General features: G+C 61.4%; 18 protein-coding genes and 1 tRNA gene. 9 read left to right on the top strand and 10 right to left on the bottom strand.

Translation table 11 applies throughout. The annotated features are described in order from the left end of the window. Positions 1-4: 4 nt before the first annotated feature. The 5 genes from IGS61_RS26310 to IGS61_RS26290 all read left to right on the top strand — a co-directional run bounded on the left by IGS61_RS26310 (position 5) and on the right by IGS61_RS26290 (position 10,377). A complete protein-coding gene (locus tag IGS61_RS26310; protein WP_230542283.1) occupies positions 5-1,177 on the top strand; it encodes an efflux RND transporter periplasmic adaptor subunit in 1,173 nt (390 codons plus the stop codon). Between the two features lie 3 nt (positions 1,178-1,180). After that, a complete protein-coding gene (locus tag IGS61_RS26305; protein ID WP_230542282.1) occupies positions 1,181-4,402 on the top strand; it encodes an efflux RND transporter permease subunit in 3,222 nt (1,073 codons plus the stop codon). A gap of 182 nt (positions 4,403-4,584) precedes the next feature. After that, on the top strand, positions 4,585-6,090 hold the full coding sequence (locus tag IGS61_RS26300) for an efflux transporter outer membrane subunit (RefSeq protein WP_230542281.1): 1,506 nt from the start codon (positions 4,585-4,587) through the stop codon (positions 6,088-6,090). A 34-nt stretch (positions 6,091-6,124) separates the two neighbouring features. Further along, positions 6,125-7,303 carry an efflux RND transporter periplasmic adaptor subunit gene (locus tag IGS61_RS26295; protein WP_230542280.1) on the top strand — a complete coding sequence of 393 codons (1,179 nt, stop codon included), beginning with the start codon at positions 6,125-6,127 and terminating at the stop codon, positions 7,301-7,303. 14 nt (positions 7,304-7,317) lie between these two features. Beyond that, complete coding sequence (locus IGS61_RS26290) at positions 7,318-10,377, top strand: efflux RND transporter permease subunit (RefSeq protein ID WP_230542279.1); 3,060 nt, start codon at positions 7,318-7,320, stop codon at positions 10,375-10,377. 128 nt (positions 10,378-10,505) lie between these two features. On the opposite strand, the gene IGS61_RS26285 is transcribed toward IGS61_RS26290, so the two are convergent. The 6 genes from IGS61_RS26285 to IGS61_RS26260 form a co-directional block, all read right to left on the bottom strand. Then, on the bottom strand, positions 10,506-10,859 hold the full coding sequence (locus tag IGS61_RS26285) for a hypothetical protein (protein ID WP_230542278.1): 354 nt from the start codon (positions 10,857-10,859) through the stop codon (positions 10,506-10,508). Between the two features lie 260 nt (positions 10,860-11,119). Next, positions 11,120-12,043, bottom strand: a complete 924-nt coding sequence (locus IGS61_RS26280; protein WP_230542277.1) for an SAM hydrolase/SAM-dependent halogenase family protein — start codon at positions 12,041-12,043, stop codon at positions 11,120-11,122. An 18-nt stretch (positions 12,044-12,061) separates the two neighbouring features. After that, a complete protein-coding gene (locus tag IGS61_RS26275) occupies positions 12,062-14,581 on the bottom strand; it encodes a TonB-dependent receptor plug domain-containing protein (RefSeq protein ID WP_230542276.1) in 2,520 nt (839 codons plus the stop codon). Positions 14,582-14,726: 145 nt separating this feature from the next. After that, positions 14,727-15,605 carry an NAD(P)H-hydrate dehydratase gene (locus tag IGS61_RS26270; RefSeq protein ID WP_230542275.1) on the bottom strand — a complete coding sequence of 293 codons (879 nt, stop codon included), beginning with the start codon at positions 15,603-15,605 and terminating at the stop codon, positions 14,727-14,729. A gap of 17 nt (positions 15,606-15,622) precedes the next feature. After that, entirely contained in the window at positions 15,623-16,387 is a 765-nt protein-coding gene (locus tag IGS61_RS26265) for a histidine phosphatase family protein (RefSeq protein ID WP_230542274.1), read from the bottom strand. Positions 16,388-16,467: 80 nt separating this feature from the next. Beyond that, a complete protein-coding gene (locus tag IGS61_RS26260; protein WP_230542273.1) occupies positions 16,468-17,868 on the bottom strand; it encodes an L-cystine transporter in 1,401 nt (466 codons plus the stop codon). A 262-nt stretch (positions 17,869-18,130) separates the two neighbouring features. Here IGS61_RS26260 and IGS61_RS26255 point away from each other — a divergent pair, with 262 nt between their 5' ends. Together IGS61_RS26255 and IGS61_RS26250 are read left to right on the top strand one after the other, a co-directional pair. Continuing rightward, positions 18,131-18,508, top strand: a complete 378-nt coding sequence (locus IGS61_RS26255) for a nuclear transport factor 2 family protein (RefSeq protein ID WP_230542272.1) — start codon at positions 18,131-18,133, stop codon at positions 18,506-18,508. Positions 18,509-18,521: 13 nt separating this feature from the next. Continuing rightward, positions 18,522-18,911, top strand: a complete 390-nt coding sequence (locus IGS61_RS26250; protein WP_230542271.1) for a hypothetical protein — start codon at positions 18,522-18,524, stop codon at positions 18,909-18,911. Positions 18,912-18,914: 3 nt separating this feature from the next. On the opposite strand, the gene IGS61_RS26245 is transcribed toward IGS61_RS26250, so the two are convergent. Both IGS61_RS26245 and IGS61_RS26240 read right to left on the bottom strand, forming a co-directional pair. Beyond that, a complete protein-coding gene (locus IGS61_RS26245; protein WP_230542270.1) occupies positions 18,915-19,520 on the bottom strand; it encodes an IMPACT family protein in 606 nt (201 codons plus the stop codon). 66 nt (positions 19,521-19,586) lie between these two features. Continuing rightward, complete coding sequence (locus tag IGS61_RS26240) at positions 19,587-19,844, bottom strand: hypothetical protein (protein ID WP_230542269.1); 258 nt, start codon at positions 19,842-19,844, stop codon at positions 19,587-19,589. Positions 19,845-19,910: 66 nt separating this feature from the next. Between IGS61_RS26240 and IGS61_RS26235 the strand changes: the two genes are divergently transcribed. After that, positions 19,911-20,720, top strand: coding sequence for an AraC family transcriptional regulator (locus tag IGS61_RS26235; RefSeq protein ID WP_230542268.1), 810 nt, complete (start codon positions 19,911-19,913; stop codon positions 20,718-20,720). Between the two features lie 196 nt (positions 20,721-20,916). Further along, positions 20,917-22,317 carry a hypothetical protein gene (locus IGS61_RS26230; protein WP_230542267.1) on the top strand — a complete coding sequence of 467 codons (1,401 nt, stop codon included), beginning with the start codon at positions 20,917-20,919 and terminating at the stop codon, positions 22,315-22,317. Between the two features lie 94 nt (positions 22,318-22,411). Here the strand turns inward: IGS61_RS26230 and IGS61_RS26225 are convergent, their stop codons facing one another. Further along, positions 22,412-23,464 (bottom strand): hypothetical protein, encoded by a 1,053-nt coding sequence (locus IGS61_RS26225; RefSeq protein ID WP_230542266.1) that lies wholly within the window; start codon positions 23,462-23,464, stop codon positions 22,412-22,414. A 367-nt stretch (positions 23,465-23,831) separates the two neighbouring features. Further along, positions 23,832-23,907 (bottom strand) — tRNA-Lys (locus IGS61_RS26220). Between the last annotated feature and the right edge of the window lie 13 nt (positions 23,908-23,920).

Below are 23,920 nucleotides of genomic sequence, written 5' to 3'. Positions count from 1 at the left end.
ACCCATGTTGCGCAAAACCCTGTTTGTTCTGGCAATCGCTTCTGCCCTGGCCGCCTGCGGCAAAGAGTCCAAAGATCCCGGCAAGGGTGGCAAGAATGCCAAGGAGCAGGCGGGCGCTGCCGTCAATCTGCTGGTGTCCCCGGAAGACTTGCTGACTATCCAGAGCAATGCGCTGGCGTCCGGTCCCGTGATCACCGGTTCCGTCCAGCCCGAGCGCAACGCGGATTTGCGCGCCGAAGTATCGGCCGTGGTGATCCAGGTCCTGAAGGAAAACGGCGAAATCGTCAAGCGGGGCGACGTGCTGGTGCGTCTGGACGAAACGTCCATCCGCGACAGCCTCAATTCGGCCGAAGAAGCCAGCCGCGCCGCCAGCCAGGTGCTGGAACAGTCCGAACGCATGTTCCAGCGCATGAAAACCCTGCGCGCCTCGGGCATGACGTCGACGCAGGCGCTGGAAGACGCGGAAATCCGCCGCAACAATGCGCAAAGCGACTTGTCCGCCGCGAAGAGCCGCGCCGCCCAGGCGCGCCAGCAGCTGCAGCGCACGCTCGTGCGCGCGCCGTTCGACGGCATCGTGAGCGAGCGCAAGGTATCGAATGGCGATACGGCGCAAATCGGCAAGGAATTGATCAAGGTCATCGATCCGACCAGCATGCGCCTGGAAGGCCTGGTATCGGCCGACAAGATCGGCGTCGTCAAGGTGGGCCAGCCGGTGTTGTTCCGCATCAATGGTTATCCGGGACAGGATTTCGCGGGCAAGGTGCGCCGCGTCGATCCTGCCGCCAACACCGTCACGCGCCAGGTGGCCGTGCTGGTCGATTTCAACGACAAGGAACAGCCGCGCGTGGCCGGCCTGTATGCGGAAGGCCGCATCGAGACGGAAACCGTCAGCGCGCTGATGATCCCCGACTCGGCCCTGGTGAAGGCGGGCGACGTCACGTACACGTGGAAAGTCAAGGACAAGGCCTTGCATAAAGCCACGCTGCGCATCGGCGCGCGCGACGTGCGCACGGGCCAGTGGGAAGTGCAAAGCGGCCTGGCCAGCGGCGACACCGTGCTGCGCACGCCGGGCTCGACCTTCAAGGATGGGCAGAAAGTGGAGTTGACGGCCGCCAAGGCCGTGCCAGCCGCCGCCGTGGCCAGCAGCAGCACCGCCGTTGCCGGTAAAGGAAACTAAGCCATGTTCCTTTCCGATTTCAGTATCAAGCGGCCCACCGCCACCATCGTCCTGATCCTGGCCATGATGTGCGTCGGTTTGCTGGCGCTCAAGAAATTGCGCGTCAACCAGAATCCGGACGTCGAAGTGCCGTTCATCGTCGTCAGCATTCCTTACCCTGGCGCATCACCTGACACGGTCGAGCGCGAAGTGGTGAACCGCCTGGAAAAGTCACTGCAAAGCATTTCCGGCGTGACCGAGGTCAACAGCGACTCGAATGAAGGTTCGGCCAGCATCTTCCTGAAGTTTTCCTTCAATACCAATTTGATCGAAGCGTCCGACAATATCCGCAATGCGATTGCCGCCGTGCGCTACAAGTTGCCGACGGAAATGCGCGAACCCATCCTGCAGCGCATCGACCCGGCCGCCGAACCGATCATGCAGCTGGCGCTGTCGTCGAACTCGCAAAGCCATGCGGAAATTTCGCGCCTGGCCGAAGACGTGCTGTCGGACCGCTTCCGCACCGTCGACGGCGTGGCGCTGGTCAACGTGGGCGGTTCGCTGAAGCGCGAACTGTCCGTGCTGTTGCGGGCGGAAAAGTTGCGTGAATACAATGTTTCCGTCAGCGACGTCGTCACCGCCTTGCGCAACCAGAACACGAACGCGCCCGTGGGCAAGGTGCGCGGCACCCTGGACGAGAAAAGCATCCGCCTCGTGGGCCGCATCGAGTCGCCAAGCGACTTCGAGAAAGTGGTGATCAAGCGCCGTGGCGAGGAAATCGTGCGCCTGGCGCAAGTGGCCACCATCGAGGACGGTTTTGCCGAAGTCAACAGCCTGAGCATGCGCAGCGGCAAGCCCAACGTGGGCATATCGATTACCCGCGTGCGCGACGCCTCCACCGTCAGCGTGGCCAACAAGATTCGCGACATGGTGGCGGAAATCAACAAGACCTTGCCGAAAGGCACGATCCTGCAAGTGACGCGCGACGGCGGCGAAAACGCCCAGCATAGCCTGAACAACGTGATCGAATCGCTGGTGCTGGGCGCCGTGCTGACGATTTTCGTCGTCTACGCCTTCCTGAACTCCTGGCGTTCGACCCTGATCACGGCGCTGAGCCTGCCCACGTCCGTGATTGCCGCCTTCATCGCCGTGTGGCTGTGCGGCTTTACTCTGAACTTCATGACCCTGCTGGGTCTGTCGCTGGCCATCGGCGTGCTGATCGATGACGCCATCGTCGTGCGCGAAAACATCGTGCGCCACATGCAGATGGGCAAGGACCGCCGCACGGCCGCGCTGGAAGGCACGGCCGAGATCGGTATGGCCGTGGCTGCTACGACCTTCTCCATCATCGCCGTCTTCATTCCCGTCGCCTTCATGCCCGGCATCTCGGGCGAATGGTTCCGTCCGTTTGCCTTGACGGTGACGTGCTCGGTGCTCGTCAGCCTGGGCATCTCGTTTACGCTCGACCCCATGCTGTCGGCCTACTGGGGCGATCCGGTCGAGGAACACTCGGCGCCGAAAAAGGGCATCGGCCGCGTGCTGGAGAAATTCAACCACTGGTTCGACCACCAGGCCGACCGCTATGGCCGCGTGATCGCCTGGGCCCTGCATCACCGCCGCTGGATGGCCGTGATCGCCTTCGGCAGCCTGGTGGGCGCCATCGTCCTGCACTCCACGCATGGCGGCACGAGTTTCTTGCCGGCATCCGATTCCGGCAATCTGATGATCAATGTGCGCACGCCATCGTCGAGCAGCATCGAGTATTCGCGCTTGAAACTGGAAGCGGCGGCCGTGCTGGCGCGTACCTTGCCTGAAACCAAGGATACCAACAGCTCCATCAATGCGGGTGGCGGACGCGTGTATGTCGACATCGGCAAGCGCAACACCCGCAAGCGTTCGGCCAAGGAAATTGCCGTCGAGCTGCGCGAGAAGATGTCGCGCCTGGTGGGCGCCGAATACGTGGTGCAGGATGACTTGAGCAACGGTTCGCAAAAGCCCATCCAGGTGGAATTCACGGGCCCGGATTCGCGCAAGCTGATGGAAATCACGAATGCCTACATGGACAAGCTGCGCGCCATTCCCGGCGCCGTCGACGTGGGCTTGTCGGAGCAGGACCCGAAGAACGAGCTGCAGATCGAGCTCAACCGCGGCCTGGCCAACTCGATGGGTATTTCCGTCAATGACGCGGCGCAATCGCTGCGCGTGGCGTTTGCCGGCGTGGAAGTGGGCGACTGGGTCGATCCGACGGGCGAAACGCGCGACGTGGCCGTGCGCCTGCATCCCGACGACCGCGTGGCGTCCGAGAACATCGAGCGCCTGCCGATCAGCGTGACGGGCACGTCGCAAATGGTGCCGCTGGACCAGATCGCCACCATTACCATGGGCAAGGGCCCGTCCGGCATCGAGCACAAGAATGGCAAGCGCACGATCACCGTGTCGGCCAATGCGCAGGGCCGTTCGAATGGCGAAGTGACGAGCGATGCCATGAAACTGGCCAACTCCATCGACTTCCCGCCCGGCTACGGCCTGGCGCTGGGCGGCGCCGGCCAGGACCAGCAAGAGCTGTTCACGGAAATGCTGATCGCGCTGGTGATGGGTATCGGCCTGATGTATTTGATCCTCGTCATGCAGTTCGGTTCCTTTACGGCGCCCGTGGCCGTGATGATGTCCTTGCCGCTCAGTCTGATCGGCGTGGTGGTGGCGCTGGTGATTACCAACAACACCCTCAACCTGATGAGTTTTATCGGCATCATCATGCTGATGGGCCTGGTCGCCAAGAACGCCATCCTGCTGCTCGACGCGGCGCGCAAGCGAGAAGAAGAGGGCCATGGCCGCGAGGATGCATTGATGTATGCGGGCCGCATGCGTCTGCGTCCCATCCTGATGACGACGTTCGCGCTGATCGCCGGCATGTTCCCCGTGGCGCTGGGCCTGGGCGAGGGTGGCGAGTTCTACCGTCCACTGGCGATCGCCATCATCGGCGGCACCATCACCTCGACGATTCTGACCCTGCTGGTCGTGCCGACCTTCTATGACAGCATCGAAATCGCCCGCGATGGCGCCGTGGCCAAGTTCCACCGCCGCGCCGCGCGCATGCCCGTGGCCGTGGCCATGATATTGACCTTGCTCGAATGCGTGCTGACCCTGCTGATGGTGCGCTTCGTCTACCGCATGCTGAAGAAGGCCGTGCTGTTCGTGATGGGCCGCCGCGCGCCGAAGGCGGCGTCGGTCAGCCTGCAAAAGTAAGTCAGGCAGCCTCGGCTGCGCAATCCTTGTGCCAGGTCAAAGAGCCTTCTTCGGAAGGCTCTTTTTACGTCTGGTGCTCTACAATCGTAGAACGGGCGGGCGGGTTCGCCAGCCTGGTATCGCGATACTTTTGCGATATTTTCCAACGGCAATGTGGCACGGCAACGTATCGGACCAGCACCATGTTCTCCAGCCTCCGGCAGCCCATACTCGGCATTCTTACGGTATGCCTGCTGGCCGCTTGCGCCGTCGGGCCGGACTTCCGGCGTCCCGCCGCCCCCGGCGGTGGCGACCGCTACACGCCGGCACCGTTGCCGGTGCAAACGGCGGCGGCGCCCGGTCCCGCCGGCCAGGCGCAGCGCTTCGTGCCGGGCCAGGATATTCCCGCGCAATGGTGGTCGCTGTTCCAGTCGCCGGCGCTGGACCAGCTCGTGCGCGGCGCCCTCGCGCGCAATCCCGGCCTGGCGTCGGCCCAGGCGGCCCTGCGCCAGGCCGATGAAAACTACCGCGCCCTGTCTGGCAGACTGCTGTATCCCGAGGTAGGCGCCCAGCTGGGTGCCAGCCGCGAGAAAAACAGCAGCCTGGAGGGCGTGGGTGGCGTCCTCAATTTGTACAATGCCTCGGTGAATGTGTCGTACGCGCTGGATGTGTTTGGCGGCAACAAGCGTCAGCTGGAGGGCTTGCAAGCCCTGGTTGACTATCGGCAGTATCAGCTGGAAGCCACGTACCTGGCCCTGACGGCCAATCTCGTGACGGCAGCCATCCGCGAAGCATCGTTGCGCGCCCAGCTGCAGACCACCGGCGAGATACTCGATGCGCAACAGAAACAGCTGGACCTGATCGAACAGCAATTGCGTTTCGGCGCCATCAGCCGCGCCACGGTGCTGATCCAGCGCAACACGGTGGCGCAGACGCGGGCCAGCGTGCCGCCGCTGGAAAAAGCCCTGGCCCTGACGCGCCACCAGCTGTCCGTGTATGCGGGCCGCTTGCCCAGCGAGCCCGGCATGCCTGAATTCGACCTGGCATCGCTGCACTTGCCGCGGGACTTGCCCGTTTCCCTGCCGTCGGCCCTGGTGCGCCAGCGCCCCGACATCCGCGCAAGCGAAGCACTGCTGCAGCAGGCCAGCGCGCAGATCGGCGTCGCCACGGCAGCCATGTATCCCCAGTTCACCTTGACGGGCAATGTGGGTGCGCTGGCCACCAGTTTTCCCGCGCTGCTGCATGGCGGTTCTTCCGTGTGGGGCGTGGCGGCTGGGCTGGCCCAGCCCATCTTCAATGGCGGTGCGCTGCGGGCGGGGCGGCGTGCCGCCGTTGCGGCCTACGAGGGGGCGGCGGCCGATTACCGCGCCACCGTGCTGGGCGCTTTCCAGAATGTGGCGGATAGCCTGCGCGCGCTCGAGGCCGATGCCGCCGCCTTGCAGCAGCAAGCCGAGGTGGAGGCCATGGCCAGCGAATCGCTGGCGCTGAGTACGCAGCAATTCAAGCTGGGCGCCATCAGTTACCTGTCCTTGCTGGACGCCCAGCGCACTTACCAGCAGGCCAGGGTGGGCCTGGTACAGGCGCAGGCGGCCCGCTATGCCGATAGCGCAGCGCTGTTCCAGGCGCTGGGCGGCGGCTGGTGGAACCGTCCCGCGCTGGACAACGTTCCCGCCACGACCACCTTGCCGGTGGCGGCAGGCACGGATTGACTTTTGGACGCCGGAATAAACGGGGAGCGCATCCATGACGAAACGCAATAAGCGCATGCTCATCATGCTGGGGGCGGTGGTGCTGTTGATTGCCCTGCTGGCGCTGGGATTTTTCCTGCACATCCGCCAGCTCATGGCCAGTTCGCCCAAGCCCACGCCGCAGACGGTGTCGGCGACCATCGTCCGCAAGGTCGACTGGCAGCCGCATCTGTCCTCCGTGGGCACCCTGGTGGCCGTGCGCGGCGTCGACGTGACGAGCGAAATCGCCGGCCTCGTCAGGTCCATCCATTTCAAGTCCGGCCAGGAAGTGGCGGCGGGGCAACTGTTGCTGCAACTGAATGCCGATGCCGACCTGGCGCAGCTGCGCGCGCTGGAGGCGGCCGCGGAACTTGCCGCGTCCGTGCTGGCGCGCGACCGCCAGCAATTTGCCGTGCAGGCGATCAGCCAGGCGCAGGTCGACAACGACGCGGCCGACCTGAAAAGCAAGCAGGCACTGGCGGCCCAGCAGGCGGCACTGGTGGCCAAGAAAACCATCCGCGCGCCGTTTGCGGGCAAACTCGGCATCACCACCGTCAATCTGGGCCAGTACGTGAATCCCGGCGACAAGATCGTCACCTTGCAAACCATCGATCCCATCTATGTCGATTTCTATATTCCGCAGAAGCAGCTGGGCGGCCTGCAAGTGGGGCAAGCCCTGAATCTGTCCAGCGATGCGCATGCGAACACGGCGTTTGCGGGCAAGGTCAGCGCCATCAGTTCCAAGGTCGACCCCGCCACGCGCAATGTGCAGGTGGAAGCCACGGTGGCCAATCCCCAGCGGCAGTTGCTGCCAGGCATGTTTGCCAACGTCCACGTGGAAGTGGGAGGGAAGAAACAGTTCCTGACCTTGCCGCAGACGGCGATCACCTATAACCCGTATGGCTCCACCGTCTTCGTCGTGCAGCGGGCCCCGGCCCAGGCCACGGCCCCGGCCCCGGCCCAGGCGCCCAAGGCCGGCGCGCCGCCGCCGAAGGCGGGCGAGCTGGTGGTGCAGCAGGTGTTCGTGACGACGGGCGAGACGCGGGGCGACCAGGTGGCCGTGCTGACGGGCCTGACCGAGGGGCAGCAAGTCGTCACCAGCGGGCAGATCAAGCTCAAGAACGGCAGCCCCGTGGTGATCAGCAACGTCGTCGAGCCGCGCAACAATCCGCAGCCCACGCCGCAGGAACATTGAGCCGAGGCGCCGCCATGAACTTCACCGATCTCTTTATCCGCCGGCCCGTGCTGGCCATGGTAGTGAGCCTGCTGCTGGTGGTGCTGGGCTTGCGCTCGCTGTTCAGCCTGCCCATCAACCAGTATCCGAAGACGCAGAACGCCGTCGTGACGATCTCCACCACCTATTACGGCGCCGATGCGCAGACGGTGGCCGGTTTCATCACGCAGCCGCTGGAATCGGCCATCGCTCAGGCGCAGGGCATCGACTACCTGTCCTCGTCCAGCAGCAGCGGCGTGTCGACCATCACGGCCACCTTGCGCCTCAATTACGACGCGAACCGTGCTTTGACGCAAATCAATACCCAAGTCAGTTCCGTGAAGAACCAGCTGCCGGCCCAGGCGCAAACGCCCGTGCTGACGGTACAGATGGGGCAGACGACGGACGCCATGTACCTGGGCTTTTACAGCAAGACCTTGCCGACGAATAATGTGACGGATTACCTGAGCCGCGTCGTCAAGCCCAAGCTGGACGCCGTCACCGGCGTGCAGACGGCGGAATTGCTGGGCGCGCGCCTGTTCGCCCTGCGCGCCTGGCTCGATGCGGACAAGATGGCCGCCTTCGGCGTGACGGCGGCCGAGGTGAGTACCGCCCTGGGCAATAACAATTACCTGGCCGCGCTGGGATCGAGCAAGGGGCAGATGGTGACCGTTCCCCTGACGGCCGGCACGGACCTGCATTCGGTCGAGGAATTCAGGAAACTCGTCGTCAAGCGCAGCGGCGATTCCATCGTGCGCCTGGAAGACCTGGCCACCGTCGTGCTGGGGTCGGAAAACTATGATTTCAACGTGGCTTTCAGCGGCGTGCGCTCCGTCTTCATCGGCATCAAGGTGGCGCCGGAAGCCAATATCCTCGACGTGGCCAAGCGCGTGCGCGCCAGCTTCCCCGATATCCAGTCCCAGCTGCCGGCCGGGCTGACGGGAGAAATCGTGTACGACTCCACGTTCTTCATCAATACTTCCATCAAGGAGGTCATCAAGACCCTGGTCGAGGCATTGCTGATCGTCACCATCGTCATCTATCTGTTCCTGGGCAGCCTGCGGGCCGTGATCGTACCCGTGATCGCCATGCCGCTGTCGCTGATCGGCACGTTCACGGCCATGCTGGCGCTCGGCTATTCCATCAATCTGCTGACCCTGCTGGCCATCGTGCTGGCCATCGGCCTGGTGGTCGACGACGCCATCATCGTGGTGGAAAACGTGGACCGCCACATGAAGCAGGGCCAGCCGCCGCTGGAGGCCAGCCTGCTGGCGGCGCGCGAGCTGGCCAGCCCCATCCTGGCCATGACGGTGGTGCTCATCGCCGTGTACGTGCCCATCGGCTTCCAGGGCGGCCTGACGGGCGCGCTGTTTACGGAATTCGCCTTCACCCTGGCCGGCGCCGTGGCCGTGTCGGGCATCGTGGCCCTGACCCTGTCGCCCATGATGTGTTCGCGTTTTTTTCGTCCGGAACAGGACAGCGGGCGCTTCGTGCAAGCCATCGACCGCGTCTTCGGCAAGGTGCACGACACGTACCAGCGTTTGCTGCACGCGCTGCTCGACACCTGGGTGGTGCTCATCGTCATGGCCGCGCTATTGATGGTGGTGCTGGGGCTGATGTTCAAGATGTCGCAGTCCGAGCTGGCGCCCGAGGAAGACCAGGGCGTCGTGCTGTCGCAGGTGGTGGGCGACCCGACGGCCACCTCAGACCAGATGCAAGTGTATGCGGAGCAAATCTACCAGGTGGCCAAGGCCATGCCCGAATACAGCCAGATGTTCCAGATCACGGGCGTGCCGACGGTCAACTCGGGTTTTGGCGGCATGCTGATGACGCCGTGGGACGAGCGCGCGCGCAGCGCCCAGCAGGTGCAGCAGGACTTGCAGGCGGGCTGGAACCGGATTGCCGGCGCCCGCGTGGCCGCCTTCCAGTTTCCCGCCTTGCCCGGCTCCTCGGGTCTGCCCGTGCAATTCGTCATCGCCACCACGGAGCCGTTTGAAAACCTCGATGCCATCGCGCAGCAGGTGCTGGAGAAGGCGCGCGCGTCGGGCAAGTTCTATTTCATCGACACGGACTTGAAGATTGATAAACCGCAAGCCACCGTCGTGATCGACCGCGACAGCGTCGCCGCGCTGGGCATGACGCAGCAGGACGTGGGGCAGGCGCTGGGCGCGGCCCTGGGCGGCAACTACGTCAATTATTTTTCCATCGCCGGGCGTTCCTACAAGGTGATCCCGCAGGTGCTGCAGGTGGACCGCCTGAATCCATCGGCCGTGCTGGACTTCCATATCAAGACGCCCGACGGTGCGATGATACCGGCCAGTACCGTCGCGCATATCCGCTACGATGTCGTGCCCGAGTCGATCAACCGCTTCCAGCAGCTCAATTCCGTGACGCTTTCCGGCGTGTCCGGCGCCTCGCAGGGCGAGGTGCTGGCCTTCATGCGCGAGACGCTGGCCCAGCTGGCACCCAGTGGCTACACGGCCGACTATGCGGGCCAGTCGCGCCAGTTCGTGCAGGAGTCGGGCGGTTTTGTCGTCACCATGCTGTTTGCCGTGGTGATCGTCTTCCTGGCGCTGGCGGCGCAGTTCGAGAGTTTCCGCGACCCCGTCGTGATCCTCGTTTCCGTGCCGCTGGCCCTGTTTGGCGCCACCATGTTCATCTTCCTCGGCTTTGCTTCGATCAACATCTACACGGAGGTGGGCCTGGTGACCCTGATGGGGCTGATCAGCAAGCATGGCATCCTGATCGTGGAAGTAGCGAATCAGCTGCAAAAGACGGGCAAGAGCAAGCGCGAAGCGGTGGAAGAAGCGGCTGCCGTGCGCCTGCGTCCCATCCTCATGACGACGGCTGCCATGGTGTTTGGCGTGCTGCCCCTGGTGATCGCTTCGGGTGCTGGCGCGGCCGGGCGCCACGCGATGGGGCTGGTGATTTTCACGGGCCTGTCCATCGGCACCCTGTTTACCCTGTTCGTGGTGCCGGCCATGTATCTGTTCCTGGCCGCCGATCACCAGGCGCTGGGCGCACGGGCCGCGGTGAAGGCGGCGCCAGCCCATTGATGCTGTAGCGGGGGCAATTGCTACGCCGTGCAAGACAAAGAGCCTTCGTTGGAAGGCTCTTTGTTGCTGATTCCCGTGCTCGTTGCCGGGATGCGAGGCCGGCCGCCGCAGCGCAGCGGGCGCAGCCTTTAGCTGCTGCGTGGCGGTGGCGTGGTGGTCCCGGCGCCGGTTCCAGTCCCGGTCCCTGGCGTGGTGCCATTGGCAGGCGGGGTGGTGGCCGGCGGCGTGGTCGTGCCGTCGGGGTTGGTGGTGGTGCCAGGCGCAACGGATGGCGTGGCGGGCGTGGTGGTGTCCGGCGTGGTGGTGCCGCTGGTGCCCGAGGTGCCGCTGCCGCCCGTGCCGGGCGTGGTGGCGGGTGCCGTGTTGGGCGTGGCCGCCGGGGCGGTGGTGGATTCATTGCGCTTGTTGCAGCCGCCCAGCAGCGCACACACGATGGCGGTGCCGAGGACAAGCTTGCTGGTGCTAGGGAGTGGGGCCGTCATGATTGTTCCTTTCTCGTTGGAAAGCTGTCGAGGGTGATCGTACCTTGCAAGGCGGCCTGTCACGGTGCGGGCAGACCGTCGCAGCAAGGCTGGCATCGCTTGCAAAAATTAGAGTAGGCAGGCGCGCGCAGGTTCACCGGATTTACAAATCAGCGGCCATCGGCGAGAAAAGAGGCGATCCGCTTTGACATGGCGCAAGCGCGCCACGTGAACGCCAAAGAAAGGGCCAGGACAGGACGTCCCGGCCACGGATGGGGGACTTACTTGGCGGCAGGGGCCTTGCTCACTTCCACTTCCCAATCCACGCCTGACTCAATGTGATGCTTGGCGGCAAAGTCGCCCTGGCTGATGGCCACGGCCACGTCGAGCAGGCTGTTCAGGTAGACCAGGGGCTTGCCCTTGGCGACGCCGCCAAACGTGTGTTCGAACGGCGCCGTGACCTTGGCCACTTGTTTGCCCTTGTGCAAGATGCGCACTTGCAGCAGGTCATGCAATTTCACCTGCAATTCGTCGAGCAGGGATTTCGGGATATTCGTCCAGACATTGCCATATTTTACGTCCAGCACGGGCACGATGCCGCGGATGGTATTGCCGTCGCGCACAGGTTTTTGATACGCGATCTTGACCACGGATGCGCTGGGCAAGGGCGGGCCCACCTGTTCATACGTGATGGCGCCCGACGCCAGGCGCGCACCGACATACGCGTACACGTCGCGGCCATGGAAGGTGTACGACTCGGCGGAGCCTGCCAGGCGGTTGACCTTTTCATCGATTTCGCGCAGTTCCGCCACGCCGTCGCGCTCGGCGATCAGCGTGAACAGGCCGTTGTCCGGGCCCACGAAGTAGCGGCCGCCCTTGGTTTTCAGCACCACCGACTTGCGGTTGGTGCCCACGCCCGGATCGATGACGGAAACAAATACCGTGCCTTGCGGCCAGTAATTGGCCGTCTGGTACAGGCGGTAGGCGCCCAGCCAGATGTCGTAGTCGGGAATCTGGTGCGTCAGATCCGAGATGGTGAGCTGGGGATCGACGCCGTAGGCGACGCCATGCATGGCGGACACGGCGCCGTCGGCCGTGCCGAAGTCCGTCATCAGCACCAGCGGCGCGGCAGCCTGGGCGGGCGACAGCAGCAGGGCGCTCAGGCAGGCGCCGGCGGCGAGGTGGGAGATTCGTTTGATAATCATGATTTATCCTTGTCCGTGTCAGAACGTGTAGCTTAATTTAGCGTAAAAGTAGGCGCCATTGACGCCGATGGGGTTGATGAAATTGTAGGGCAGGGCGCCGCCATACGTGGCGTTATTCGTTTCGCGCACGCGTTGCGGATAGCGGTCGAGGATATTGTTGCCGCCCACGCTCACCGTCAGTTGCTTGCTCAGTTTCAATTGGCCTTCCAGATCCAGCGACCAGACGGCGCCGAAGCGTTGCGCGGGGATGCCGTCGATCAAGGGCGCGTCGCTGTCGTAGGAAAAATCTTTCAGCTCGCCAAAGCGCGTGGCGCGCGCCTGCACCCCCCAGTCTGCCGCTTGCCAGTCAGCGCCCAAGATCAATTTGCTGGCGGGTGACGCATGTTTGATGCGGAACAAACTCGTCTCCGTCAGCAGGGTCAGACTCGGATCGATGGCGGCCAGCGCGGTGGAACTTTGGTGCACCTTGTCGAGGCTGGTCTTGTTCAGGTTCAGCGCCGCATTCAGGTTCAGCTTGCCTGAGGTGAACGCCAGGTCGTGGTTCAGCACCAGATCCAGTCCTTTGGTGCGCGTGTCGAGCAAATTGGCCAGGTAGGCCACGGATTGAATGTCGCTGCGGCCATTCGCGGCCAGGTAGGCCGTGACGGCATCGCTTTGCAAGTCGCTCGAGCGCGTGATGCGGTCGCGGATGCGGATCACGTAGGCGTCCACCGTCAGGCTGGTGGCGGCCGCCGGTTTCCAGGCCAGGCCCAGCGACAGGTTGGCCGATTTTTCCGGTTTCAGCTGTTGCGCGCCGAAGTTGCGCGCCAGCGGGTCGCTGGCCGGCAGCAGGGCTGCCGTTTGCAGGGCCGTGCCATCGGCGTTGAAGTTCAGGGTGGCGAAGCGGAAGCCCGTCTGCACGAGGGCTGGCGCGCGGAAGCTGTTCGACAGCGAGCCGCGCACGAGGAAGTTGTCCGTCACCTTGTAGCGCGTGGACAACTTGCCCGTGCTGGCGCTGCCGAAGTCGCTGTAGTCGGAATAGCGGGCGGCGGCGCCCACCAGCAGGCGCGGCGTGAGGTCGCTTTCCACGTCCGCATACACGGAGCGGATCTGGCGGCTGCCATCGTAGGCGTCCGATGGACGCAAGCCCGGTCCCGCCTGCGCGCCCGGTGGCGCGTCGGTGAAGCTGCCGGCCGCATACGAAGCGGGGTCGCCGGCCGAGCTGGTGTACGTTTCGCGCATCCATTCGGCGCCCACGGCCAGGCTCAAAGGGGCGGGTAAACCGATGTCGATGGTGCGCGTGGCATCGAGGTTCAAGGCGTCCTGGCGGAAGTCGAAGCCGGCCAGATTGAAACGCGTGGGGCTGGCCGCGCCCAGCGAAGCGTTGACGGAGTGGCTTACGCCGTAGTCAAAGCGGTCGCTGCCGTGGCGCGCGCTGGCGTCCCAGTTCCATTCGCCCGCACTGCCGCGCACGCCGGCAACGATGCTGAGGTCGCGCTTGTCGCCGTTGGTGACGGGGCGGTAGCCGTGCGGATACAGGGCCGGCACGTTTGACGGGTCGCCCGGGTAGCGGAAGTAGGCGCTGCCGTCGGATGTGCGTTCGTTCAGGGTGGCAAACGAGTACAGGTCGAGGCCGTTGGCCAGCGTGAGCTGGGTGTTGTAGAACAAATAGTTGTTGCGCTGGCGCGAGTCGCCGGACTTGAACACCACCTTGCCGTCGAGCGCCTGGTCGGCCGGCGTGAAGTTGTAGGACGTCCAGCCCGCGTCGCTGGGGCCGGCCCGTTCCGTGGGCGAGCGGCGCCGCGTTTCCGCGCCGAAGCGGAAGAATCCCGCCTCGCCCAGCGGCACGCCGTAGTCGGCGTTGACGATGACGGTCTGGCCATCCGTCAGGGTTTGATCGGTGGGGGCGAAATGCGTGTGGTTGGCGCCATAGCTGACGGAGGCGGCGCCGCCCGTGCGGGCCTTTTTCAGCACGATGTTGATCACGCCGGCCACGGCATCGCTGCCGTACTGGGCGCCCGCGCCGTCGCGCAGGATTTCGATGTGATCGATGGCATTCGGCGCAATGGCGTTGATGTCGACCGGCACGGTGCCGGCAAAGCTGCTTTCCGTGTCGAGCACGGCGCTCGTGTGGCGGCGCTTGCCGTTGATCAGCACCAGCACCTGGTCAGGCGCCAGGCCCCGCAACTGGATGCCGCGCACGGAGTCCGACGCGCCGCTCGACTCGATGCGGGGGAAGTTGATCGACGGCGACAGATTTTGCAGGGCCGCGCCCACGTCGCCCGAGGCCAGCGCGTTGTCCACTTCACGGGCACCGAAGCGGTCGATGGGCACGCTGCTGTCGAAGACGGTGCGGTTGCGCGCGCGCGAACCGACGACGGTGACCTGGTCGATGCTGGCGCCGGCCGTTTCAGCGGTGGCGCCTGTGCCTGTGCTGGCGGTGGCTTGCGCGTCCTGTGCCCAGGCGGGCGCGGCGCCCAGCATGGCGCAGGCCAGCACGATGGCGCGCAGCGGCGTGGCGGGAAGGGAATGGGGGGCGTATGAGTGGCGCAGGTGCACGGCGGTATCCTTTAAGCTTGTTCATCTGAAAACAATTGGATGAGCTTAAGGGAGGTTGTTGCCCAGGCGAACGATTCTTTATGGATATGCTTATGGCTGTTGTTTCTACGCCGCTTCACTCAGGGCGCCAGCTCAGAGCGCCAGCTCAGGGCGTCAGATTCCGCAGCAGGGCGGGTATCTCGGCCGGGATTTCGCGCGCCAGGTAGCCGAGGATGCCGAAGCGCAGGGCCAGCTGTTCGCCAGCCAGCGCATGCAGGGCGATGCCCCAGGCGCATGCCTGTTCCAATGGCGCGCCGCGCGCGGCCAGGCCCGTGATGATGCCGGCCAGCGTGTCGCCGGAACCGGAGATGGCCAGGCCGATGTTGCCGCCCGCGTGCGTCCAGCTGCTGCCATCGGGCATGGCGATGACGGTCAGCGCGCCTTTCAGGGCGACGATGGCGTGCCAGCGCCGTGCCGCTTCCACGGCGCAGGCCTGCGGGTCGGCCAGCACGGCGTCCTTCGACAGGCCCATCAGCTGGGCCAGTTCGCCCGCGTGCGGCGTCAGCAGCACGGGCTGCTCAAAATGGAACTGCGGCGGCTGGCGCACGACCTGCATGGCGCAGGCGTCGAGGATCAGGCGGCTGCCGGCAAACAGGGGCAGCAGGTGGCGCATCAGCTCGCAGCAGGCGGCCGTGTCGCACATGCCCGGCCCGACGAGGACGGCATCGACCTTGCCGGCCAGCGGCGCCAGCTGGTGCCGCGCCTCGTGGCGGAAGCCGCCCAGCGCCGTTTCGTCGAGGCCGATGACCCGCGCCTCGGGCATGGCGATGGCCACTTGCGCCGCCACCGAGGCGCCCGTCGCCAGGGTCAGCTTGCCCGCGCCCGCGCGCAGGGCTGCCGTGGCTGCCAGCACGATGGCGCCCGGCATTTCCTCGGAGCCGGCGACGATCAGCAGATGGCCGCGCACTTCCTTGTCGCCATCGGGCTGTGGCATGGGCAGGGGCCAGGAACGCAGCAGGGAAGGGGTGATGGCGGTGGCGTCCATGGATGACCTCCTAAGGATCAGGATTTCGGCGCCGCCGGCATGTCGGGCTGGGCCGTGACGGGTGTGCCGGCCGCTTCCAGCGGCGCAACAAAATTGCACAGGTCCAGCTGCAGCTTGCCGTGCCTGCCCAGGGCGGGGTTGAAGGCGTACGAGGTGATGCCGCAGTTGGGCACGTCGGCCGCCTTGTCGATGGCCAGGATGGCGTGCTCGTCGCAGCGCTCCAGCAGGTAGCGGAAGCAATTGACGATGACCTGGTGGCCGACGATCAGCACCCGTTCGCCCCGGTATTCGCGGGTGATGGTGTCGAGCACGCTGCGCAGGCGCAGGATGACGTCGCACCAGCTTTCGCCGCCCGGCGGGCGGAAGTAGAATTTACCCACGTGCTGGCGCTGTTCGTGCAATTCCGGGTATTTGCTGGCGATGCCGTGCACGGTCAGGCGGTCGAGGATGCCGAATTCCTTTTCGCGCAGGCGCTCGTCGGCCACGACGGAGTTCAAGCTGTCCGCACCGATGCGCGCCAGCACGGCTTGCGCCGTCTGCTGCGCCCGCACGTACGGCGAATACAGCACGACGGTCGGTTGTTGTTCAGGGGGGAGGGTGGCGAACCAGTCGCCGAGGGCTTGCGCCTGGCGCGCGCCCAGCTCGGAGAGGGGTACATCGACATCGCGCTCGGCGATGGCGATCAATAACTGTTTTTCCGCTTCGGCGGCATCGCGCGCCACGTTGCCGGCACTTTGGCCGTGACGCACGATCCAGATTTGCTGCGGCCATTTCTGTTCCATCGCCTCGCGCCTTCCTCCGTATTGACTGCGATTCAATATAGACGAAAGCGGCAAGGCGCGGCGCGCCGGTGGATGGCTTCCTAGGCGGCGTGTTCCGCTTCGTCCAGGTCGGGTGCGTCGTCGCTGTTGTAGACGGCCAGGTCGGTCTGTCCCATGACCCTGCTGGTGACGGTGCCGGCCGTGATCGAGCCGCTCACGTTCAGGGCCGTGCGGCCCATGTCGATCAGCGGTTCGACGGAGATCAGCAAGCCGGCCAGCGCGACGGGCAAGTCCATCGCCGACAGCACGATCAGCGCGGCAAACGTGGCGCCGCCGCCCACGCCGGCCACGCCGACGGAGCCGATGGTGATGATGGCCAGCAAGGGCAGCAGGAAGCTGACGGTGAACGGGTCGACGCCGACGGTAGGGGCGATCATGACGGCCAGCATGGCCGGATAGATGCCGGCGCAGCCATTCTGGCCGATGGTCGAGCCGAACGAGGCGGCGAAGTTGGCGATGCCTTCCGGCGTGCCCAGGCGCTGGGTTTGCGTCTGCACGCTCATCGGGATCGAGCCGGCGCTGGTGCGCGACGTGAACGCGAAAGCCAGCACGGGGAAGACTTTCTTGACGAAGCGCAAGGGGTTCAGGCCCACGCCGGCGATGATGGCCAGGTGCACGAGGAACATCAATATCAGCGCGCTGTACGAGGCGACGACGAAGTTGATCAATTTCAAGATGTCCGTGTAGCTCGACGAGGCCACCACTGCAAACATCAGCGCGAACACGCCGTACGGCGTCAGGCGCAGCACCAGGGTGACCATGCGCATGACGATGGCGTGCGCCACTTTCATGAAGCTTTCGAAGGAAGCGAAGATTTCCGGCTTCTTGGCGGCGATGCCCGTGGCCGAGATGCCGATGAAGATGGAGAACACGACCACGGCGATGGTCGACGTCTTGCGCGCGCCCGTCATGTCGAGGAAGGGGTTGGTCGGCACGAAGCTGACCAGCAGTTTCGGCAGGGACAGGGCTTTTGCCGTTTCCAGCGACCCTTGCAGCTGCACGCCGCGCGCCACTTCGGCAGCGCTCGACGTCAGGCCGACGGCCGTCAGGCCGAACAGTTTGGCCATCAAAATGCCGATCGCGGCGGCGATGGTCGTGGTGATGAGCAGGGTGCCGATGGTCAGCGCGCTGATCTTGCCCAGGGAACTGGCATCCTTCAGCTTTAAAATGGCGGAAATGATGGACACCATGATCAGCGGCATGATGATCATCTGCAGCAGTTTGACGTAGCCGCTGCCGACGATGTCGATGTATTCATTGGTGCCGGCGATGATGGGCGAGCCGGCGCCGTACAGCCACTGCACGGCCGCACCGAGCAGCACGCCCAGGCCCAGGCCCGTGAAGACGCGCACGGTAAACGTCGCGTGTTTGCGTTGCTGATGGAACATGAAAGCGAAGACGAGCAACGCAACGAGCAGGTTCAGGATGATATTAATTGCCATGAAGGGGCCTTATCTTGGTTTTATTCGAGACTGCACGGAGCACATAAAACAGTACTACAACTGACAGCTGCCCCAGCCCGGGGCGGAAGGGCAAGCACTGTACAGTACTATGGTGGCGTTTTGCGCAATACCGCTGCGAATATTACGCTATATAAATATGCTCCACAGGCATAAGTCTTCCGGCGGATTGTGAAAAAATGGATTTCGTGCCAGCATGTTTTGCCTATTTATTAATGACGTGCCAATTATTTCAAGGAAAAAGATGAATGCTTTAACGGAAGTACAGGTACTCGATGCGGAAGAACGCTTGCGCCTGGCCATGATGGCCTCCGATGTGGCTGTACTGAGTCGGTTGCTGGCCGATGACTTATTGTTTACCAATCACCTGGGCCACTTGCTGAGCAAGCATGCGGATCTGGCCGCGCACGAGCAGCGTCTGCTGACCATTACCGATCTGCGCGCTTCCGAGCGCCATGTGCGCATCAATGGCAACGTGGCCGTCGTCTCCGTGCGCATGCAGTTGACGGGCAGTTATCACGACGTGGAAACGCATGGCGACTTCCGTTTTACGCGCGTCTGGGCGCAGGATGCGGCCGGCGCGCTGCAAGTGATCGCCGCCCATTCGGGCGTCGTGGCTTGAGGAGCAAGATTTAGTGGATCATCGTTCCAAAGGGCAGCTGTTTGAAGCTGTCATCGCCGCCGGCCCGGCCACCCTGGCCGTCACGGCCGGCTATCCCGTGCTGCTGTACAACCTCGTGCGCACCTGGGCCGACGCCCCCGGCGCCAATGCCCTGGCCGCGCTGTTGCTGACGGGCGGCCTGTGGGCCTTGCTGGAATTCTGGCGCATCGCCCTGGCCACGGTGGCGCGCAAGGCGTATGCCTTCAACTGGCGTTTCTGGCTGGCCATCGCCAGTTTTCTCGCCTGCTTCGTGCGTTTCGTGCCGGACATGCCGGCCGGACTGATGTTGTTGCTGATGGTGCTGCCGGCGCTGGCGTGGACGCATTTTATTTTGCTGCAGATCAAGCGTCCAGCCAACTTGTAAGTTTTATTCTTCCTCTTCTGTCTCTACTTTCAGCCAGGCTATCCGCCCATTGCCCGCCTCATGCAGATGGGCCAGCAGGGCGGTGGCCGCCGTTTCAGGCAGGCTGAAGTCGAACAGCACGGCGTCGCCATGCGCAACGTTGAGCAAGGTGGCGCCGGCGCCATCGAGTTCGCGGCGCAGCATGCCTTCCATCGCATACGGCACCGTGCAGCGCAGGCTGCGCTGGCGCACGATGGCCGTCTTTTCCGCCTGCAATAACGCTTGCGCCACGCTGTCCGTGTAGGCGCGCACCAGGCCGCCCGCACCGAGCTTGATGCCGCCAAAATAGCGCACCACGGTGGCCAGCACGCCTTCCAGGTCCTGGTGGCGCAGCACGTCGAGCATGGGCCGCCCGGCCGTGCCGCTCGGTTCGCCATCGTCGACGGCCGCCGACTGCCCGCCCGCCCGCAGCGCCCAGCACACATGGCAGGCGCCCGGATGCTGGGCCTTCAAGTCATTGACCACCTGCTGCGCGCTGGCGCGGTCCGTCATCGGCTGCACGCAACCGATGAAACGGCTTTTCTTGATGATCAGTTCGCTGTGGACGGGGGCGGCAATGGTAAACGGCATGGCGGGTGCGAAGGCGGGCAAAGCAGCATGATAGAGGAAATGCGCGCCGGGGACGAGCCTGCCAGCTTACGCGGCGGACGCGGCCACCAGTTCGCGCAGCGCCGCATCGCGTACTTGCACGATGTCGAACAGTCCCAGCGCGTGCAGGGCGGGCAGGGCGTCGACAATGTCGCGCTCAGCGATGGCCTTGTCGTCGCTGCTGCTGGCGTCGTCCAGCCACAGCCGGGCATTGGCGAGAAAAGCGCCCACCGTGCCCTTGCGCACGGTGACGCCCTTGAACTGGGCCTGGTTTTGTTGATCGGCTAATACGTCTTCTGCGCGCATGGCGAACTCCTGAGGGTTGGAAAGACTTCACTGTATGATGGCCGGATTGTCTTGCCTGCGTTGTTTATGTCATTCGATACGTCAAATCCGCCAATTTTTCCCGCATCGCCGCCGCCGCTGCGCGCCTTGCGCATTGTCCAGCCACAGGAACGGGTGACGGCGGCGCACCGCCATGCCAGCGGCCAGCTGTTCGGCGCCATGCGGGGCTTGCTTTCCGTCGCTGCCGACAGCGGCCAGTGGGTGGTGCCGGCCAGCCATTGCGTGTGGATGCCGCCCCATCACATCCACGCGCTGCGTTCGCACGGCCCGTTTGCGGGCTGGAGCGTGTATGTGGACGAGGCCAGCTGCGCCGGCTTGCCCGCCGCGCCGTGCGTGATGCGCGTCTCGGGCTTGCTGCGCGAAGCGGTGGGCCGCGCCAGCGCCTGGAACGATAGCGCGCCGGACGCACTGGATGCGCGGCAAGCCCGGGTGGCGGGCGTGATCCTCGACGAGATCGCCGCCGCGCCGCACGAGCCGTTCGGTTTGTCGTTACCCACGGACCCGCGCCTGCTGCGCGTGGCACGCGCCGTGCTCGATGACCTGGCCGACGAGCGGGGCGTGGAAGCACTGGCCGCCTGGACCGGCGTCTCGCCGCGCACCCTGGCGCGTCGTTTTACCATCGAGACGGGCTTTACGCCCTCCGCCTGGCGCCAGCGCGCCCGCATCCTGCGCGCCCTGGAACGATTGGCCGCCGGCCAGCCCGTCACGACGATTGCGCTGGACCTGGGCTACGACAACGTCAGCGCCTTTATTGCCATGTTCAAGCGGGTGATGGGGGTGACGCCGGGGAGGTATGGGGAAGGGCATGGCAGTGAATCGAGCAATATCGGTGTTTGATAAAGTGCAACTTGCTGCAGATGGAGGCGGTCAAGGCTGAAATCGTGTATGAATGGCGGACTTGACCCCGGCCTGGTGTGTGACCTCGGCCTAGTGTGTGAAATATTTCTTGCCCATCAACAATAAAAAGGACGATACTCTTGGTTGTCATTATTGCTAGTGTCTTGGCAGCACCCAACGTTCTTGAGGATATTAAATGCTCTCTTTCGCTACAGAGGTCCCTGTTCCTATCGAAATAGCTAGTGTTGATTTTTTTGCGGCAGTGAAAAAGTGGTTGCTTGGTTCTCGATATACGAACTTCAATGCCAAGTCTCTTGCCGGACTTGGTATCGGTGAAGCATGGGACGCGGTGGAAGAAACCGAATCTATCGAATCAATCTGCGAAAGTACAGCTGATAGCGAGTCAGCGGCTGTGATTTATCGTAAATCAGATGCCGATTTTGAATGGATAACTACGATTGTCCTGGCGCTACTACCGTCAACTGCATGGGTAAGTATTAGGATCGAATGCGACCCATTGCATCCTAGAGCAAAAGTTCCGGTAGCGAAAAAACCAGTATTGCTAAGAGTACTTCTTGAAGAGTTAGGCTGTGGCGTTGATGGTGAATTTAAAGTCGCTGATACGCCAGTTGTCTTCACCTCCTCGGAAATTGACTTGGCGGCAAGTTGCGTTCGAGGTGAAACGTACTCGTATATGCCGATCATCTATGTAAGCGCTCCATTTCACGGCCCTTACTTGGTTGACCCTAATGCACTTGCAGCGTTATTGACGGGCATGGCGCACGTAGTTGTTGAGCCCAACAGAGATTTTTCGCTTGGGCTTATGGCCTTAACGCAGCGTAAGAATGTTTACGGAGGCACTATTGCTCTGTACTGGCCAGAAGGTGGCGGGAAACGTTCTTTTTTTGCTTCTGGTGCTGTTTCTGCTGGATCCATTGAACAGTTGATATTTGATGAACTACGTCTTTCATTAATTAATCGACGACCGATGGTTCGTTGTACGCTTGCAGCGATAAAAGAGCTTAAATCACGTCGTTTGATTAATTGTCTAAAGGATGAAGGATCGAAAGAGACCCAGAACTATGTGGATTTGTACGAGGATGAACTACGTTCAAAAGATGCGGGACTTCAAGCTGCAGAATCTGAGATTATTCGTCTTAAGGCTGAAGTTCGTCGATATGCTATGCAGGATCGTGGCGGCGATGGAATCACGTTAGATACTGGTGGAGAATGTGACCTATATGAAGGTGAAATATTAGATTCAATAATGGAAGCTCTTGAAAGCGGAATTGGTCGCGTTACACCAGATGGCCGTCGGCAGCACATTTTGCAAGCATTAGTATCTGCCAATGTAATAGGTGCTGAAAGGGTGCGAAATCGGGAAAAAATTAAAACGCTTCTCCGGGGATATCAAAGTATGGATGCTAGAACAAAACGGGACCTAGAGCAGATCGGATTTTCCATAAGCGAAGATGGGAAACATTGTAAGCTCGTATATCAGAATGACTCACGTTATACTTTTATTTTGCCGAAATCTGGTAGTGACTATCGTGGCGGACTAAATGCCGCTGGAGATATTTGTCGCTTACTTTTTTAATTGGAATGTGGTTATTTTTAAGTTTTGTGTAAAAAATTCTGCAAAATATTTTAGTGGGAAAAATTTTTATGTCGGAAAGACGCTCCCTTAAAATCTAAATAGTTGTAGTTGCTCTTCTTAAGAATTCATCTTCCTGTTCGAGAATTAAATTGAATGCATAAGATATTTGTGTTTTTGAAATTCCCATTTCATCAGAAATTTTTTGCTTGATTCCTTCTGGCCATGGCCTTGTTTGAATGTAGGAAAATATTTCATCCAGTTTCTCGTCTGAAAGTTTTGTTTTATGTGATCGACTCATGACATCACGACGCGTTACTGATAGTATCTTTCTTGTATCTTCGATATGTTTTATTATTTGAATGTACTCTGATACAATTTCCCGAGGTCCTGATAGTATCAAATCTACTTCGGTTTTATTTCTTAGGTTGGAAATTGTTACGGAAGATAGGGGGTGCATTTTATTTTTGAAGTTAAATAAATAATTTGGATCGAAAAGATGGTTTGCACTTTCTTCGTTTATCCTGATTTTCAATACTAGTTGGAATGATCTATTTATTCCATTGGTAGGGTTTATTTTTTTAAAGCTGGCTCGCCGTACAAATTCGTGAAATGCCTCTAGATTTGTGAAGCATTGCCTCAGATTTTTGTCTGTAATTGCGAGAAATGATTGATTTGAGCTATATTTTTTTCTAAATGCATCATCTGTATGACCCAGTGCATGGACAAGTATATTTCTCTGATCATACATCTCTTCAATTGCAACGATTTCAGCGAAGCGGCGAAGATTTATATTGAATTTTATTTTGTAGTATTCAATTATATCTGAGAATTTTCTGCCGTTGAGATTTCTGCATTCTTCTCGAACAATTTTCGACCAAACTTCATCGATGGTTTGAAAGGTGGATAGGAGATTTGTGTCAATCTTAATTTCTTTGCCTAAAAGGGTAGCTCGATTGGCGCTGTATATGATTTTCGCATAGTCTTGCAACATTACTTCGGTAGCAGAGATTAGGCGAACGAAAATAACTTCGCGCAGGTAATTTTGCGCTTCAAGATTTAAAAATGCTTTCGTTTCCCAATAATGGGGTAGATTAATTTTCTTGTCATATTTTAAAAATATCCGCTCTTCATGTCGTTCTTTTGACATGCTCTTAATTTCAGTCTGAAGTGAACTGAATGACCTTAGCGACACTACGTAAAGTCTTACGAGATTAGATATCTCAGCAAAGAAACCTTGAGTTAGCATTTGGAATATTCGGAAAGAAAACTCGATGCTACTATCCATCCTGAATAGTTGCAAAGAATTTAGCTGATCATGCTGCAGTTTGATAACTGAGGAAGCAGTCTTCGTACGGAGTAGCCAGCGGTCTCTTCACGGAAAAGTGGTAATCATAGATGCTTGATGGGAGAGGTGGCTGGACAGGGCGCCCTAGTTTCGATGTCTGTTGTAGTAGATTTTAGAGCGCCCAAAAACAAAAAAGCCAACCGCAAACGGTTGGCTTCTCTGAAGTATTTGGTAGGCCGTGCGGGATTCGAACCTGCGACCAACGGATTAAAAGTCCGCTGCTCTACCAGCTGAGCTAACGACCCAAAAACTTTTTAC

This window comes from Janthinobacterium sp. FW305-129, from assembly GCF_020858115.1.
GTDB lineage: Bacteria > Pseudomonadota > Gammaproteobacteria > Burkholderiales > Burkholderiaceae_D > Janthinobacterium.
This window is presented reverse-complemented; position numbering and strand designations above follow the sequence as displayed.